Genomic DNA, 16,954 nt, shown 5'->3' with positions numbered 1-16,954 from the left:
ATAACCCCTACAATATGTACTACTTCTTGTCAGTTACTTTAGCCGCGGTTAAAATATAGATAATTATTATGTTTCATTGATATAATGTAAAACAGCTTTTGTTGTTGCTTATTTGAAGGGAAGGTATGGAAATTATTTTAGCAAATCCTCGTGGTTTTTGTGCAGGTGTGGATAGAGCCATTAGTATAGTGGAACGCGCTTTAGATTTATTTGGTGCGCCTATCTATGTTCGTCATGAAGTTGTCCATAACAAGTTTGTTGTTGATGGTCTAAAAAAACGCGGCGCTATCTTTGTTGATGAGCTTAGTGAAATACCTGATGATAATACCGTTATTTTCAGTGCACACGGTGTCTCTAAAGCGGTTAGAGACGAAGCTAAAGCTAGAGCATTAAAAGTATTTGATGCTACTTGCCCCTTAGTCACTAAAGTTCATATGGAAGTGTCTCGTGTCAGCCGGAAGAATATCGAGTGTATTCTTATTGGCCATGCAGGACACGCCGAAGTGGAAGGTACCATGGGACAATATAGTAGTGACTCTGCGGGTATTTACTTAGTTGAGTCAGCGGAGGACGTGAAAAACCTTGAGGTTAAAAATCCGGAGAAACTCTATTTTTGTAGCCAAACCACCTTATCAGTAGATGACACCATGGATGTCATCTCTGCACTTCATGCTAAGTTCCCGTTAATAGAAGGTCCGCGTAAAGACGATATTTGTTATGCAACTCAAAACCGTCAAGATGCGGTCCGTGAAATAGCCAGTAAAGTTGATCTTATGTTGGTGGTCGGTGCAAAAAATAGCTCTAACTCCAATCGTCTAAAAGAACTCGCGAGTAAAATGGGGGTGACTTCTTATTTAATTGATACCGCAGAAAATATTGAAGCTGACTGGTTAATTGGTGTTGATAAAGTGGGTGTGACCGCTGGCGCATCGGCACCTGCAGTGTTAATTAAGCAAGTCGTTGAAACCTTAAAAACCTATGGTGGTCGTGAGGTTATAGAACACCCAGGTAAAGAAGAAAGTATTGTATTTGCAGTCCCTGCAGAATTGCGCTAGTCTTAATTTACTTGTTGAAAGTAAAATAACTTGTTATGTTAACACTATGTTGTAAATTTTATTCACATAGTGTTAATGTACAGTGTCGGTTTTAATTGGATAACATCAACCAATGTTTAATCATTGATGAAGTGCTTATAAGTGTTTGGGCTATGATTAAGTGAGTTAAAGCCGTGAGTAGTCGCTGTACACATTAAAAAAATAATGATGAAGTGTTAGAAAAACTACTCTTAGTGAGTTGTGCTGCTTGTATCCCAAGGTACGTCTGTGTTTCTTGTACATATACAGTATAGCTAAATAATAGCCATGGACATGGTGGGGTAGTTAATCATGCTAACAATTTCTTCATTTTATTACTCTCAAGTATGTGTTTTTAATATTGAGTACACCCTAAAAAAATCACTCTATTTCCCATCGTTTTCTCTAGTTATTATTTCTTTTATTTATCAATTTTCATTCAAACAATCGTTACTTTCTATTTATACCAAAACGATTAAACAATTTAAGTGGAGTAATCTTTATGATGGGCAAGACAATAAATAAATTCTCATCGCCTCGAATAAAAAAGCAACAAGGCATGAGTTTTATAGAAGTACTTATTGCTTTGGTTATTCTTGTTACTGGAATTTTAGGCGCAGTTGCCATGCAGATAACAGCTAAGCAAGGTAGTTTTGATGCAATGCAGCGCTCCCTTGCTTCAAGCTTAGTACAAGATATCATTGCCCGAATGCGAGCGAACGCGCCTTTAATAAACCCTAATTTAACGTTGAATCAATATGCACGAAATGATTATGGTAGCGCTATAGGCGTAGCTGGAAATCGCTGTAATTTAGCACCTGGTTGCATAACAGCAGATGTAATAAGTAATGATATATACGAATGGGAACTTGCGCTTATGGGGGCAGATGTAACTTCGGCTGGAAAAAATGTTGGTGGTTTAGTTGGTGCTGCAGCTTGCATTAGTCAAAATGGTAATGTGTATACTGTTACTGTCAGTTGGCAGGCAAAAAGCAAGACGACAGATAGTGCGGTTATTAATTGTGGTGTTAGCGGCGCTAAGAGGCGACAAGTAGTAGTACAGACCTTTATATATAATATTTAACATAGTCTCAACTGTAAAAGCTAACTCGCTGTTGACAGTGATGGAAAAGGAACCTGATAAGTATGCACGCTAAGAATAGGTACGACGTAGTTAAACTACCAAGCCAAGCAGTAAAAGGCTTTACCTTGGTTGAGCTGATGATCAGTTTATCTGTTGGCTTAGTTTTATTTGCTGGAGTTATGAGTGTTTTTGTTGGTATGCGGACAACAGCAGCGGAAACCTCTACCTATGGAGAGTTACAAGAAAATGGACGCTTTGCCATTAGTGTACTCACAGATGATTTATTAAGACAAGATTTCTGGGGCGATTATGCCGGGCGATTTAGTACTAGTAACCTTATAGGCTTACAAGCTGCTCCAGGTAATGATTGTATTGGCGGAGGGGTTAATAATGCAACTTTTCCTCTCGCGATTGGCCACTTTAGAACAATCTGGGGACAAACACTTACTGCAGGAACGCCAAACCCTTTAGATTGTTTTACTACTCCCACAGGTACTCGTACTAAACAAGGCTCCGATGTTATTCAACTTAAGCGAGTGATTGGCACTCCTGTGGCGGCAACGATTCCAGGAAACTATTACTTGGACATTAACGTCATGCAAGGTGGTATTTATGCTCAAGGGCAACCAGTACCTGTATTGGATAATGCTCGCACTTGGCAATATCAACACCATGTTTACTATGTCAGAGAAGAGAAAGTAGGTAATGACTATGTACCAGTATTAATGCAAGGGCGTTTAGCAAATCTTAGTATGAGCTTTAACCCTATTGTTGATGGCATTGAAGTGATCCGTTTTATGTATGGTATTGATACGAATGGTGACGGGGTAATTAATGCCTATATTTCAGCCGATAATATGAGCGAGGCTTTATGGGATAATGCTGGTGGGGCGAGAATTTTAGCGGTTAAAGTTTATGTGCTGGCGCGTAGCATTTTACCCGATTTTAAATATCAAAATAACAACACATATCAGCTTGGTGCTGGTGTTGCTGGGCAGTTTAAAGGGAACGGTGATAATTATCGTCGTTTACTTTTTAGTTCAACAATAACTTTATATAACGCGAGAGTAAACTAATGACAATACTTAAGAGAAGCTCTCATCGGCAATATCCTACTAGTTATCTTGGTATTGAACGAGGTAAACAACGTGGGGTAGTCTTAGTGGTTTCACTCATCTTCTTAATTGCGCTAACAGCAGTTGCCTCAGCCTTAATGTTAAATACCACCACTGATATGAAAATGTCTGGGGCGAGTGAAATGCAAGTCGTTGCTAACCAACAGGCTTTTGGTGCTATGGATGAGCTTATTTTTCGACAAGTCCAACATGGCGTTGGTCAAAAAAATGACTTTGCCCTGCCTATTAGTAACTTTGCCGTAGATAAATCCGTATTAGCTGATTTAACCAGTAGTAATGCCGATGGTAATATAACTTCTGCTAGTATAGGCTTATCAAATAACCCCTTGATACTCGAATATCCTTGTCCTCACTCAAGGAACGCTTCTTCTGTACAGGTGTTTACTTGTAACATACTCAGGGTGCAAATAACTAAGCAATATGGTCGAAATAACACTAGTACAGTACAAGTTAATTCAGGGATAGCTCAGCAATTATTAAAATAGATGCTAGGCATTGATGAAATGTATGAGGATTATAAAATGAATAATTTTTTAGCGAAAAGCCTGTTGGCGTTAATGCTCGCTACAGCATCTGATATAACGTTAAGTGAAGATATTGATCTTTATATTAGTGATGTTGTTCGACAGGCTGGTAAGAGTACTAAGGTACTGATTATTTTTGATACTTCAGGCAGTATGGGTGATGTGCATACGGTATCAGCTAAATTTGACCCTGAACTAACATATCCGGCAACTGATTCAGCTCATGCTTATCAGGATCTAGCCCTATATTTTAATAAGGGTGGAATTGATAATAACACCACAATTCCTAGCCACCACAATGATGCTCGCAGGTTTGATGCTGTTATTAATAGCTGTAAAAAGTCAATAGATATTTTAGCTGCCGAAGGTTACTATACTGGTCATATTCGAGAATATACCTATAAGGGGCACAAGGGTACTTGGGGTGAAATTCGCGATAATAACAGCTTAAGTGGTATTGAAATAATAGACTGTGAAGATGATGCTTATATAATTGATAGTGAAGGCGTTGTTGATCTCGGGTCTACATATAATGCCGAAGGCCTGCTTCCTGGCTATCCCGTGAACGATCTAGGCACTAAAAAATCCCCCATATCCCATAACCCGCTGAAGACCACCACTAATGTTGACTGGGCTTCAGCGAGTTATGTTACCTTATATACGGCTAAATATCTACGCTGGTATCACGGTCAAACTGTGGGTAATCTTACAGAAACGCTTATGGATACAGCCATAACAAGTATCAGCGGTGTTATAAAGACCACTCCGTCAGTTGACTTCGGTCTAGAGTTATTTAACTTTAATGCCGGTGATGGTAGTGCTAGTGGTAATGGAGGCCGTATTGTTTTAGGCATCCAAAAAATGACTACATCCAATAAGGCCGATTTACTCAACATTATAAATAACCAAATAACTCCGAATGGAGCAACCCCGCTTTGTGAATCTGTTTATGAAGCCTCACAATATTTTGCTGGTGCAGGGGTAGAGTTCGGTGATGATGATATCAATTATCCTTCTTATAATTATCATAAAAACAGACCGCCACCGGACACCGATATCGTCAAGTCAAACGGTGATTATCTCAGTCCTTTCAATAACTGTGCTTCGAGTATTGCTCATATTATTCTGATCACTGATGGTGTACCGACTAATGATCATAGAGCGGATAGTAAAATTACTGCTCTGAAGACCAAAGTGCTGCGTGTTGATAGCAATGGCACTCCTGTTTATGATGCCAATGGTCAGCCTATTTATGATGATAAAAATTTCATTGGAAGCTCATACCATTGGAATAACTATAGTAAGGATGATAGTTACTTACCAGCGCTAGCAGGCTGGATGAGTGAATACGATATAAATACAAATTTAGATGGTAAGCAAACGGTAGTTACTCATACCATTGGCTTTAGTGGTGGTGCGGATGCTGCAAGATCTTTACTAGTAGAAACAGCAAGACAAGGTAAAGGGGAATATTTCCATGCTGATAGTGGTTTGCAACTAACACAAGCTTTAATCAGTATTCTTAATAGATTACCGCAATCTAATGATCGTTTGGCTTCAGCCTCGGTGGCGGCTAACAGCTTTGATAGAACACAAACCCTTGATTCTGTTTATTATGCTATGTTTGAACCGCAAACTGGGGCTCGTTGGCAGGGGAATTTGAAAAAATATAAAGTCAAGGATGGCAAAATAACCGGCGTGGGTGGTACTGAGGCAATTTGTGAAGTTAATGATCGCAACACATTTTGTCAAAATGCACAAAGTTTTTGGTCACCTCAAGTTGATGGTGATATTGTTGGTAAAGGAGGTGTGGTGGCGTGGTTTAATAGTCAAAAACCAAGTGATAGAACGCTTTACATGGATGGTGGCGTCGGGTCCTTAATTACATTTGACCGGACAAACCTTGAGGCTGCTTTTACTGATGCCGATACCGGCGTGGTGAGTTTGGCCGCTATGTTGGGGGTGGCTGATCTTGTTGACAGTAATGGTGACTCGATTGAAAGCGCCGCTGTTGATGAGATGCTTGCTTGGGCAACCGGTGCTGATGTTGATGATGAGAACAATGACAACGAATTTGATGACATGCGAGCCGATGTTTTTGGTGACCCACTACACTCCAAACCTTTAGTGGTTAACTATGGAACGAGTATACGTATTGTGATTGGTACTAACTCAGGTGCCTTGCATATGTTTAAAGATAGTGGTGCCACAGTAGAAGAAAGTTGGGCATTTATGCCAAAAGAATTCATCCATAATATAAAACCTTTACGTGATAATTACGCATCTTCGAATAAAGTCTACGGTATTGATGGTGAAATTACATTGCATTTATATGATAAAAATGGCAATGGTAAAATAGACAGCGGCACCGATAAAGCATGGATTTTCTTTGGTTTACGCCGAGGGGGCAGCTCATATTATGCTTTAGATATTACCACACCAGATGCACCTAAGTTGATGTGGCATATTGATAGTGGTACAGATGGTTTTGAGGAACTTGGTCAATCTTGGTCACAACCTAAAGTCGGTTATTCAGCACTTAATACTTCAGGTGACACTGCTAGCCCCGTGCTCTTTATTGGTGGTGGTTATGATGTTAATAAAGATAGTGACGGCTTAGCAACTTCTGATACTAAAGGTCGAGCAATTTACATGCTTGACGCAGAAACCGGCAACATATTGTGGAGTGCGTTACCTCAGAATGGTACTACAGTCTTTCCAGGCTCTCATAGTATAGCTTCTGCTATCGGCTTGCTTGATAGTACCGGTAATGGCTTAGTTGATCGCTTATATATTGGAGATACGGGTGGTAGTATCTGGCGAGTTGATATGCCAGATGAGGATACAAAGCATATTTCAGTATTTGAGTTGGCTACATTTGGGGGGGGAGATGATGATCAGCGCTTCTTTTATGAGCCGACAATTGTGCGAGCACTTATTTCTGAAATTATAGAAACAGAGGTTTCTGATGGTCAAGGCGGTAAAAAAACTATCACAGTTCATCAAGAGATCCCTTATGATGCTGTTTTAATTGGCTCAGGAGATAGATCAGACCCTTTAGGTACTGATACTTCGGACACTCTCTATATGATTAAGGACAGTAATATAATCACTCAAACATTTTCTGATAGTAGTACTCCTCCGGTCCCTACTGCAGGATTTACTAAAGATGATTTATATCCCTATACCTATGATCCTTTTGGAAATGCTTCCACCCCACAAGCAAAAGCAGACTTGCAACTGTTGGTAAGTAAAAAATCGGGTTGGTATATCGATTTATTACAAAGTGGTGAAAAAGCCACTGCAGCGGGGTTAGTTATTAATGGCATTGCTTATTTTACTACTTACACGCCTGCGCCTGATGGAACTATTATTGATTGTAAACCACCGGAAGGAAGTGGATGGTTATATGCGGTAGATCTTGCCTTAGGTATTAGAAAGAACTTGTACCTTCAAGATGTGCGTGATGATGATAACCGTGTTTATAAAATCAATAATGACTGGTTGGGAGCGCCTACTTTAATTGTGATACCTGAAAGTGATGGTGACCCAACGACAGTGGATAAAGCTAAAGGAGATATTATTGTTGGTGATGAGGTCATTAATGTAGGTTTTTCTTTAGGAACTACACGCACCTATCTTTATAGTACGGAGAACCAATAATGCCGCAAAATAAGGCGATAGTTAAAAAGCAACAAGGATTTACCCTGATAGAATTAATGATTGTTGTTGCCATTATTGGTATTTTAGCCGCCGTGGTTTATCCCTCTTATGCTGATTTTGTTGTGCGTTCAAACAGGGCTGAGGCACAACGAGAATTAATGCGTTTAGCTAATTTACAAGAGCAATTGTTTGTTGATAGACGCAGTTATAGTGCCGATATGACAGACTTAGGCATGTCAGCCAATCCTTATGTGACCGAGAGTAAAAATTATAGTATTAGCTCTGTGGTTGCTAATAACGGCACCACGTTTATTTTAACTGCTACAGCACAAGGTAGACAGAGTAGGGATACTTATTGCCCTAGTTTAACAATCAATGAAGCCGGGCAGCAAGGTGCTAATTCACCGACTTGTTGGGAGAAATAATATGATTAAAGTTCATTTTACTTTTTGTGGTGTTGCATTTTTTTCTATGTCAGCATTATTATTATCGTTTACTGTAATAGCTGAAAAAAACCATCAACAAAAGTATGAAGCTGTCTTGGGCAAACAAATGCAGGTTAAATGTTTTGTGGAGTACCAAGGTGGTGGTGATGATATCCGTTTTGTGATGGGTCGTTTTAACAAACCAAGCCAGGCAATGAAAATGTTGCAAGGTAGGAAAGTGGGTAAACACAACACTCAAAAGACCGTATATAAAGTCAAGCAGTGTGTACAAGAGCATGAGCGCTTTAGCAGTGCAAAAGCGAGGCAGTTAGATAAAAAGTTGCTCAGGTAAACGGCAAAGCTTAAGGTAAGTTAAGAATCTCGATTAGAATAGCCCTGTATTATTAGATGGGGCTTTTTTTATGTGAGATATGCACATTATCTCGACATGTTAAAATTTTGAGCTTGCTGAACTTAGGGCCTTGATGGATGTTAGCAGCCGGATATAATGCATACTAACGCCTAATAGGTTAGAGAAAAGATACTCGTTTGAATACAGAACGCTGGTAATATTTAGGTGACTATTATGGGCAAATAACATTCCCGCCGTTCCTGAATTCATCATGACCGTCATTATTAGCATCAGTAGTGACATAAGTTCGTCCGGAAATTGATAAAACAATAGCCCGTCCGAGACTCTTGTCATTTTGTGGGCAGTATATAAAGATGCTTGCAGCAGTGGTTAACGTACCTGTTGGAGCAAACCTTATACTGGTTTGACCCGCATAAGTAATGGTGTCACCGGCTGTAGTCGCTGCCTTTATTTTTACTAGAGTATCAGGCGCTAAAGGATCGTCTGTATATAGCCCGTTGTTATCTAAATCAATAAATGCAGTCAATTCATTTTGCCAGTTTGTCGTGCAGACACCATTTTCTAGTGGACAAATGATAACATTTTGCTCCATCGTTATTGCACTATTTCGAGCTGAAAGCACTAAACGATTAAGCTGACTTATTTCATTATCAATACGCATTTTCACTAAAAAAACAGTCATACTAGGAATTGCGATAGTGATCATGATAGCGGCTACGGCAATAGTTATCATGAGTTCAACGAGTGAAAAACCTTTTGAACTATTATTATAATTAACTTTTTGTGGGTTATTAGATTTAATGAGAAAAAATGGCATGATAAAGACCCAAATGCTACAACGACTCTATTATTTATAACACTTTCCTATAACTCTCGCTAGTACTATATATCGTTGAGGTTAACGATATATAGCCCCATACAATGTTATTGCCGTCTATAGCGCACTACTGGGAACGCTAGTCGGACTGATATGTTCTATCGGATAGCAGCCTAGCACTTTAATGAAGTTAGTATGTGGGGTCATTTCGTTAATTGCTTCTTGCAAGGCAAAACTCTTTAAATTAGCTTCGACATCAATATAAAACATTTCTTCCCATGGGCGTCCTTGGATAGGTCTAGACTCAAGTTTGCACATGTTAATGCCTTTTTGCTTAAGGACTAATAAGCATTCTACTAAGGCGCCTGATTTTTGACCGGTAGACAAAATAATCGCAGTTTTTGCTGGAATTTGTTCTGCCACGTCAATTGCTTTTCGAGCAACTAAAATAAAGCGAGAGTGATTTTCTATTTGGTTGGCAATCGAGTGCTCTAAAGCGTGCAACTGATAAAGATGGCCACCTTCTTCGCTGCCAATTACCGCAATGGTTTCATCTTGCAACTTAGCAACCTGTGCCATGGCATCGGCAGTACTATCACAATACTCAATACGAATACCAGTTTGCTTATCTAAGAAATTGCTGCATTGGGTAAAGGGTTGCCCATGGGCATATATGGTTTTTATTTTATCTAAGCTAGTGTTTACCGACGTTAGCAGACAATGTTCTATCGGCTGAGTTATTTCACCCACAATAAATAGGTTAGTGTGTTGCAGTAAATCATAAACTTCGTTAATACTACCTGAGCTGGTGTTTTCTATAGGCAACATGCCGTAATCAACTTGCCCTGATTCAACTTGATGTAATATGTCAGAAAAACGTTGGCAACCTGATTCAATGATTTTCTCTGCTCTACGGGAAAAATAGCGATGGCTGGCAAGATAGCTATATGAGCCTTTATCACCTAGGAAGGCTACGCTAACGGTTGGCACTTGAATATCAGGATTAGCCAGTGTTTGTAAGTAAGCTTGTTGATTTAAAACCGAGTCTTCAATAATAGTTTGAAATACACTGGTAACATAGTGAGCATCTAAACCTAAGATTTTACCTTGCTTAATTAAACGTATTAAAAGCTCTTGTTCGCGTTGTTGATCTCTAATAGGGCGGATTTGTTGCACTTTACTCTTCGCGACACTAAGTGTTAACGCCCGACGTTTTGCCAACAAAGCTAATAAATCTTGATCTAAAAGCGTTATTTCTTGTCGTATTTCATTTAAATCTAACTTTTCGCTCACTAGTTTACCTTTTTATTGTTGATTGACTGTTTACTTTGAGTAGTTACTCTAGCTAGCTTAGCTAAATAGTGTCAACTGTTTCTTTAGACGTTTTTGTTTGTCAGTAGTGGTTAAGGTATGCATTGAAATATTATGGCAAAGCTGCATAAGGTAGCAATAGCCCAGACTATTGATCTTAATAGGCCAATATTTAACAAATAGAAAAGGTTATAGAGCACTCGTGCAATTATATGGACAACAGCCAACACCAGTATTGTTGGTTGGCTATTGTTTGTTGCTAGGGCTAAAAGAAGTGCGGGGGAAAAAAGAATAACTGACTCAAAAGCATTTTGATGGGCAGCGAGGGCACGAGCACCAAATCCGGTGAGTTTGCTTTGCTGCTCTCTTGGGTGATTATTGTTGTATCCGCCAAGTTTAGCCATGGCAAAAGCTACTGGGATTTTTGCCAGTAGTGGTAAAAACAGTGCTAAAAACAAGCAAATAATTAATATAGTCATAGTTTATCTCTTTATTAAATTGTCAGCATAGTGCCAATATTGTCTTCGTAATTAAACACTACTTAATAGCTAAGTAAGGTCAACTTATACTGCGTTTTTCCCGGTAAAAATGGCGAAGCTATACCTTGTTCCCAGTCACTATGTCCCATGCCATAATACGGACTCCAAGGGTGACCTGATTGGCTAGTTGGCATATGAAATATACCATCAATTTCGTGCCCCGGTGATACCACCATACGTTCAGAGGCACCAAAGGCTTTTCCTTGTACCCTTGGCATATAGCTATCGCCAGCTAATGCTTCACTTGGCATATCAAGCCAATAATTTAATAGCGGCAGGGCACTACTTAAGGGGTGTTTTATCGCCGAACTGTTTTGTTGCCCCCAGGTCGCAGCATTTAGTGGCTGGTTAGTCGACATATCACTAAGGGTTAAGGTTAGTGCCTTAGTAAACAGCTCTTGCCAGCTATTTCCCCCTAGCATGATGAAGTTATTGGGTTGTTCATTAATAAGCTGCCATAAGGGCACTTCAATTTGGTGGCGAATACTTTTGAAATTAAAAGCGTTATCAATATTTTTTAAACTTGTATTCAATTCGAAAAAAACACTATCTCGAAGGTTAATTCTAAAGTTACGCACTAAGCGATAACTCACAGAGTCAATGCTAGCTCTTAATACCTCGGGTTTTGTTAATAAGGTTTTTACTTGCGCAAAGTTATTATGCTGGGCAAGTACTTGTTCGGTTAACACGGTCTCAATAATAAACTGCTGCCAGCGTTGTAAAAAAACGGCTTCATCATCTAGGCCTATTTTAAGTAGCGCTTGTTCGTCAAACTGTTCTTGGGCGAGTAAATTATCTCTAATTTGCTTTGCACGAGCACCGAGGGCATAGCCACCATTGCCAAGTTTTTCATACATTTTACCACCAACGACACGGGAATTCGCCGTCCATAGTCTGTGGTTTTCTGGATTTTCAATGCGAGGATAGTCTGAAGGAATTAAATAGCCTTGCCAGCGATTATCCCCTGAGCTCCATGATTGAGGTGTTTCACCAACGGCGCCTTTTTTGATAGGGATTGGTCCCATAATGGTCCAGCCAATAGCACCGTCTTTATCCGCGACCAAAATATTTTGCGCAGGGATACCGGAGCGAGCTGCAATATCTAACGCCTGCTCAACAGTTTTTGCTTGCTCTAATTGAGTAGCTGTTAAGTTGACTGCTTCCTTATCGTGGGCAACCCAGCGATAGGCCAGTGATTTCCCTTGATGGTTTTTCCCAATAACAGGCCCCCAAATTGTTTCCTTTACCGTGATCGCTTGGGCTTTTTGTCCTTTAATGGCGATTACCTGTTTATGAAAGGTAAAGTCTTGATAGCCAGTTGGCGTTAAATATTGGCTGTCATCAGCATTAGTGGTTAGCACAATCACATCACTATAGTCGCCGTAGCTATTGGTAAAGCCCCAGGCAATATGACCATTGCTACCAATAACCATATTTGGAGTACCTGGCAAGGTGGCGCCAGTGACTTTAATTTGTTCAGTAACGGACTTTAAGCCAGAAATTGTGATATGTGGATATTCAAAAGAAGCGCGAAACCAAGTATTAGGTACACGAATGCCAAGGTGCATATCATTGGCTAAAATGGCGCTTCCGGTCGAGGTTAACGCGCCTGAAATTGCCCAGCTGTTAGAACCAGGGAAATTTTCACCTTGATATCTATTGGCAATATTATTAGCTAGTTGTGTGTTATTAGCCAATGCAATGTCATTTTTACCGTCAAGGTTAACACTTGTAGCAGAAGGCCACGCCTCTTTAGGCATAGGCGCTGGAGATAATTGACTACCATCAATTGCCGCATCCCAGATACTGCCTTTAGGATCTAAAAATGCATACACATCACCCGATAACACTGCTTTCATTAAACCCAGGGTACGCTCACGTTTACCATCGTGGTATTGAAGATCTATATACATACTAAAAATAGTGAGGATTGAGTCTTCTTCACTCCATTGCACCGGCTCTTGTTGCAGCAGAAGGTATTCAAAAGGCGAAGAGGATAAATATTTTAACCCTTGGTTGACACCTCGAGTATAGGCTTTAACTAAATCAAGTTGCTCTTGGGGCAGCTGAGCGACTATTGCTCTGGCCCGATCGCGAAAGCGATGTTTACGGATCGATTTATCATAATCAAGAGCGACAACACCAAAAAGGCTGGCCAACTCACCTGCGGAGTTTCGTCTTAATAAGTCCATCTGAAAAAATCGCTCTTGTGCATGGACAAACCCTAAAGCAACAGCAATATCGGCTCTACTTTCGGCCTTTATCGTGGCAATACCCTGCTGGTCTCGCTCAATTATGGCAGTTTTTTTTAAGCCAAAAACGGTTTTTTTCCCGTCTAGTAGTGGTAGGGCGCTATCAACTTTACTGTAAAGCCAAGTTAATGCCGTTGCTAACACTAATAAACTGATAAGTAAGAAGCCAGTGAGTATTTTTTTTATTTTGTTCATGGATAAGGCAAGCTAGATAAATTGATATAGCAGAGTAACGCAAAATGCCCTGAGTGAATATTCTTAGTTACTTTTATTTAAACAATGGTATTAGCATACTTATGGCTATTAACTCAATAGACCTCAGAGTATTACTGTTTATTCTTGGCCTAGTAAATACTGGGCTGAACAATACTGAGTTGTTGGACGAGAGAGCTTGGCGATTTGCCCATATTTAGTTAACTAAGCTGAACCCTGGATCATGGGGGGGGATAATATCTAAGTTAAATTAATGGCACAATTTATTCAATTATGAAGGTAAAACGTTTATCAATAGCGGGTCATTAACTATACTTTGCTGTTACATTTTGCCTTTATCACTTTGCTCTTAGGTGTTGGCTCTAGCTGCTCAGTAATATTTCCTTTAACCGGGCTGGTAAAGTATGAAATAAATTGGTTTAGCTTGTCGCTAAAAGCCATGGCGCTGTTAAAAAACTCATTGGAATTATTGACAACATTCATTGTTAAGGGTGAATTTTCTAGCGTTAACATAGTCGGGTTTGACAAAATTAAGCCCGTGGAAAAATTATTACGGTATTGACTGGCTAGTGTGCTAGGTGTTTTTGCCACTACCTTGATAAAATTGTAGTTATTATAGCTCGAGCTATAGGCATTGCTCACATTTAAATACTGTATTTTAATAGCAGACTTGGCAAGTGCCGGGGATATATTGCTCAATATTACGAAGGTGATAGTAAAACTAACTAATAGTAATTTAACTGATTTCATTGCCTATATCCTTTAGCTTTGCCCATATACTGGTTAAGTGTGGTGTTGTTCGCAACCACTATGTCTTTTATTGCTTGAGTTGCAGCTATTATTTAAGATTACTCAATTGTAACAGTTGTTACTTTACTGGTTGTTTACTCATTATGCTAGCGAGTTGAGATAAGTTGCTTCTTTCACACGGTAGATGGTAAAAGTTGGTTAAAGAACATTGTTAAAGTAAAATGGCTAATAATTACCTATAAGCTGTCTATTTATTAGCACCATTTAAGGGCATAAATATTACCAAGTATTTCAAAAAATTTACATGAGTCACAAAAAACTCGAAGTAGTTGTTGAACCTAGCTTAACGCTTTGACTTCGCTTGGGGGAGCATGACAAGCAACACAGGCGCTATTATGCAATAGCGCCTGTGTTGGTTACTTTTTTCGTTTAGCGCTTGAGCGACTTAGTTTAACTTTAACTATTAGTTAGCGCTGTTGACGCTTCTTTGCTAAGCGATATTGATGCAGTAACGGCTCGGTATAACCATTTGGCTGTTTGGCACCGGAAAATATTAATGCGCAAGCGGCTTTAAAGGCAATGTTATTGCTAAAATCATCACTCATTGCTTGATAGTTAACATCAGTCGCGTTTTGTTGATCAACAATACGGGCCATTTTCTCTAAACTTGCCTGTACTTGCGCGGTTGTACAAATGTTATGTGTAAGCCAGTTGGCAATGTGTTGACTGGAAATTCTTAAGGTCGCTTTATCTTCCATTAAGCCGACATCATTGATATCCGGTACCTTAGAACATCCGACACCTTGATCTATCCAGCGTACTACATAGCCTAGAATTCCTTGGCAATTATTGTCTAGCTCTTGGCTTATTTCCGTTGCACTCCAATCGGTATTTTTTGCCAGTGGAATGGTTAATATATCATCAATATCAGCGGCTTTACGTTGACTAAGCTGTGTTTGTACAGCAAATACGTTCACTTTATGGTAATGCAGGGCGTGCAATGTCGCTGCCGTAGGTGAAGGTACCCAAGCCGTATTTGCCCCGGCTTCCACATGATTTATCTTGGTTGCTAACATGTTTGACATTTGATCTGGAATTGGCCACATACCTTTACCAATTTGCGCCTTTTGGCTAAAACCGCAAGCCAGGCCGACATCAACATTGTTATCTTCATAGGCGCTAATCCAAGTCGTTAACTTTATATCGGCTTTTCTTGCCATAGCACCAGCCATCATAGAGGTATGAATTTCATCGCCTGTTCTGTCTAAAAATCCGGTGTTGATAAATACCACACGATCTTTGGCAGCAAAAATACAGTTCTTCAAATTGACACTGGTACGTCTTTCTTCATCCATAATACCCATTTTTATGGTGTTGCTTGGTAATGACAATGCCTTTTCTACCCGAGAGAATAAGGTGTCGGCAAAAGCTACTTCTTCAGGGCCGTGCATTTTTGGCTTAACAATGTAAATTGAACCTTCACTACTGTTACGGTATTCACCATTACCTTTTAAGTCATGCAAGGCAACTAAAGAGGTGATCATTGCATCGAGAATGCCTTCAGGTACTTCGTTACCTTGGCTATCGATAATGGCATTATTTGTCATCAAGTGACCGACATTACGGACGAACATTAAACTTCGCCCCTTCAGGGTAACTGTGTCGCCATTCAGTGTCTGTACGCTAAAATCAGGGTTCATGGTACGAGTGATGTTTTGACCATTTTTATTTACCGTGGCAGATAACTTACCTGTCATTAACCCCAACCAATTTCGATAAGCTAATACCTTATCTTCGGCATCAACCGCTGCGACTGAGTCTTCAAAATCCATAATAGTGGTTAAAGCAGATTCAAGCATGATGTCACTTAACCCAGTAACATCTTGCTGACCACTATTACTTTCATCATTAAATAATAAATTTAAATGTAAGCCATGGTGAGAAAACATTAACGATTGTGGTTTATTGATACTGCCAGTAAAACCAATAAAAGCTGAGGGTACCTTTAAGGCGGTTTGTTGACCATTAGTCAAAGTTACCATCAATTGCTGCTCAGTTAAGTGGTAACTAATCGCTTGCTTATGGCTGCCAGAAACAAGTGGCAGGGCTTGATCTAAACTATCCTTGGCAAAGGCGATAACCTTTTTACCCCGTACTGGGTTATAGGCTTTACTTGGCTTGGCACCATTTTCATCACTGATGACATCGCTACCATAAAGCGCATCATATAGACTTCCCCAGCGTGCATTTACCGCGTTTAAGGCAAAGCGAGCATTCATTATTGGTACCACAAGTTGCGGTCCTGCCATAAGCGCTAATTCACTATCAACATTACAGGTGTTAATACTAAAGTCTGCTACTTGCGGGACAAGGTAATTAATAGTCATTAAAAACTGCTTGTAGTGAGCAAAATCAAAGGGCTTATTGTCTTGATGGTATTTATCTATGCTTGCTTGTAAGGCCTCACGTTTTAATAACAGTTGTTGGTTTTTGGGGCTAAGTTCATTAATTATATTGGAAAATTGCTGCCAAAAGTGCTTTGAACTAATGGCTGTGCCAGGTAATGCTTCATATTCAATAAAGTCAAAAAGACATTGGCTAACTGTTAAGTTTTCTATGGTTACTGTTGCTGGCATTATAACTTGACCTTTTTTTCAAAAAAAATATATTAAAAGTGTTAAGAATATTGGTGTGAAAGTTTCTATTACTAACGTCACTGCTAGCGCAATTACACTGAAATAGCGTTGTAAATAAATATTAATGATAATCCTATGGCTTATTATCACTGCTGGCA

The 16,954-nt window shown here is 39.6% G+C and carries 13 protein-coding genes; 7 read left to right on the top strand and 6 right to left on the bottom strand.

The genetic code is table 11. The features are described from left to right. Positions 1 to 125 precede the first annotated feature (125 nt). From ispH to MTCD1_RS01780, 7 genes are all read left to right on the top strand, one after another. The gene (ispH, locus tag MTCD1_RS01810) at positions 126 to 1,055 is read left to right on the top strand and encodes a 4-hydroxy-3-methylbut-2-enyl diphosphate reductase (protein WP_057180057.1); all 930 of its coding nucleotides are present in this window, start codon (positions 126 to 128) and stop codon (positions 1,053 to 1,055) included. A gap of 520 nt (positions 1,056 to 1,575) precedes the next feature. After that, positions 1,576 to 2,157 (top strand): type IV pilus modification protein PilV, encoded by a 582-nt coding sequence (gene pilV / locus MTCD1_RS01805; protein ID WP_082606436.1) that lies wholly within the window; start codon positions 1,576 to 1,578, stop codon positions 2,155 to 2,157. 62 nt (positions 2,158 to 2,219) lie between these two features. Continuing rightward, positions 2,220 to 3,233 carry a PilW family protein gene (locus tag MTCD1_RS01800; protein WP_057180059.1) on the top strand — a complete coding sequence of 338 codons (1,014 nt, stop codon included), beginning with the start codon at positions 2,220 to 2,222 and terminating at the stop codon, positions 3,231 to 3,233. Beyond that, positions 3,233 to 3,778: a pilus assembly PilX N-terminal domain-containing protein gene (locus tag MTCD1_RS01795; protein WP_057180060.1), complete on the top strand. Its 546-nt coding sequence runs from the start codon at positions 3,233 to 3,235 to the stop codon at positions 3,776 to 3,778. Before MTCD1_RS01800 ends, MTCD1_RS01795 begins: the two co-directional genes overlap by 1 nt. A gap of 36 nt (positions 3,779 to 3,814) precedes the next feature. Further along, the gene (locus MTCD1_RS01790) at positions 3,815 to 7,480 is read left to right on the top strand and encodes a pilus assembly protein (protein WP_159459891.1); all 3,666 of its coding nucleotides are present in this window, start codon (positions 3,815 to 3,817) and stop codon (positions 7,478 to 7,480) included. Further along, positions 7,480 to 7,905: a type IV pilin protein gene (locus tag MTCD1_RS01785; RefSeq protein WP_057180062.1), complete on the top strand. Its 426-nt coding sequence runs from the start codon at positions 7,480 to 7,482 to the stop codon at positions 7,903 to 7,905. The genes MTCD1_RS01790 and MTCD1_RS01785 overlap by 1 nt, the downstream gene beginning before the upstream one ends. Position 7,906: 1 nt before the next feature. Next, entirely contained in the window at positions 7,907 to 8,257 is a 351-nt protein-coding gene (locus MTCD1_RS01780; protein ID WP_057180063.1) for a TapY2 family type IVa secretion system protein, read from the top strand. Positions 8,258 to 8,489: 232 nt separating this feature from the next. Here the strand turns inward: MTCD1_RS01780 and MTCD1_RS01775 are convergent, their stop codons facing one another. From MTCD1_RS01775 to MTCD1_RS01750, 6 genes are all read right to left on the bottom strand, one after another. Beyond that, the gene (locus MTCD1_RS01775) at positions 8,490 to 9,095 is read right to left on the bottom strand and encodes a GspH/FimT family pseudopilin (protein ID WP_057180064.1); all 606 of its coding nucleotides are present in this window, start codon (positions 9,093 to 9,095) and stop codon (positions 8,490 to 8,492) included. Positions 9,096 to 9,212: 117 nt separating this feature from the next. Beyond that, entirely contained in the window at positions 9,213 to 10,388 is a 1,176-nt protein-coding gene (locus MTCD1_RS01770) for a chorismate mutase (protein ID WP_057180065.1), read from the bottom strand. A gap of 110 nt (positions 10,389 to 10,498) precedes the next feature. After that, on the bottom strand, positions 10,499 to 10,885 hold the full coding sequence (locus MTCD1_RS01765) for an MAPEG family protein (protein WP_057180066.1): 387 nt from the start codon (positions 10,883 to 10,885) through the stop codon (positions 10,499 to 10,501). Positions 10,886 to 10,947: 62 nt separating this feature from the next. Continuing rightward, positions 10,948 to 13,392: a penicillin acylase family protein gene (locus MTCD1_RS01760; protein ID WP_057180067.1), complete on the bottom strand. Its 2,445-nt coding sequence runs from the start codon at positions 13,390 to 13,392 to the stop codon at positions 10,948 to 10,950. 327 nt (positions 13,393 to 13,719) lie between these two features. Then, on the bottom strand, positions 13,720 to 14,160 hold the full coding sequence (locus MTCD1_RS01755; RefSeq protein ID WP_057180068.1) for a hypothetical protein: 441 nt from the start codon (positions 14,158 to 14,160) through the stop codon (positions 13,720 to 13,722). A 467-nt stretch (positions 14,161 to 14,627) separates the two neighbouring features. Then, positions 14,628 to 16,796, bottom strand: a complete 2,169-nt coding sequence (locus MTCD1_RS01750) for a malate synthase G (protein WP_057180069.1) — start codon at positions 16,794 to 16,796, stop codon at positions 14,628 to 14,630. Between the last annotated feature and the right edge of the window lie 158 nt (positions 16,797 to 16,954).

The sequence above is a fragment of the Colwellia marinimaniae genome, from assembly GCF_002207865.1.
GTDB classification, from domain to species: Bacteria; Pseudomonadota; Gammaproteobacteria; order Enterobacterales; family Alteromonadaceae; genus Colwellia; species Colwellia marinimaniae.
The sequence above is the reverse complement of the archived record's forward strand: the minus strand, read 5'-3'. Positions and strand labels throughout refer to the sequence as shown.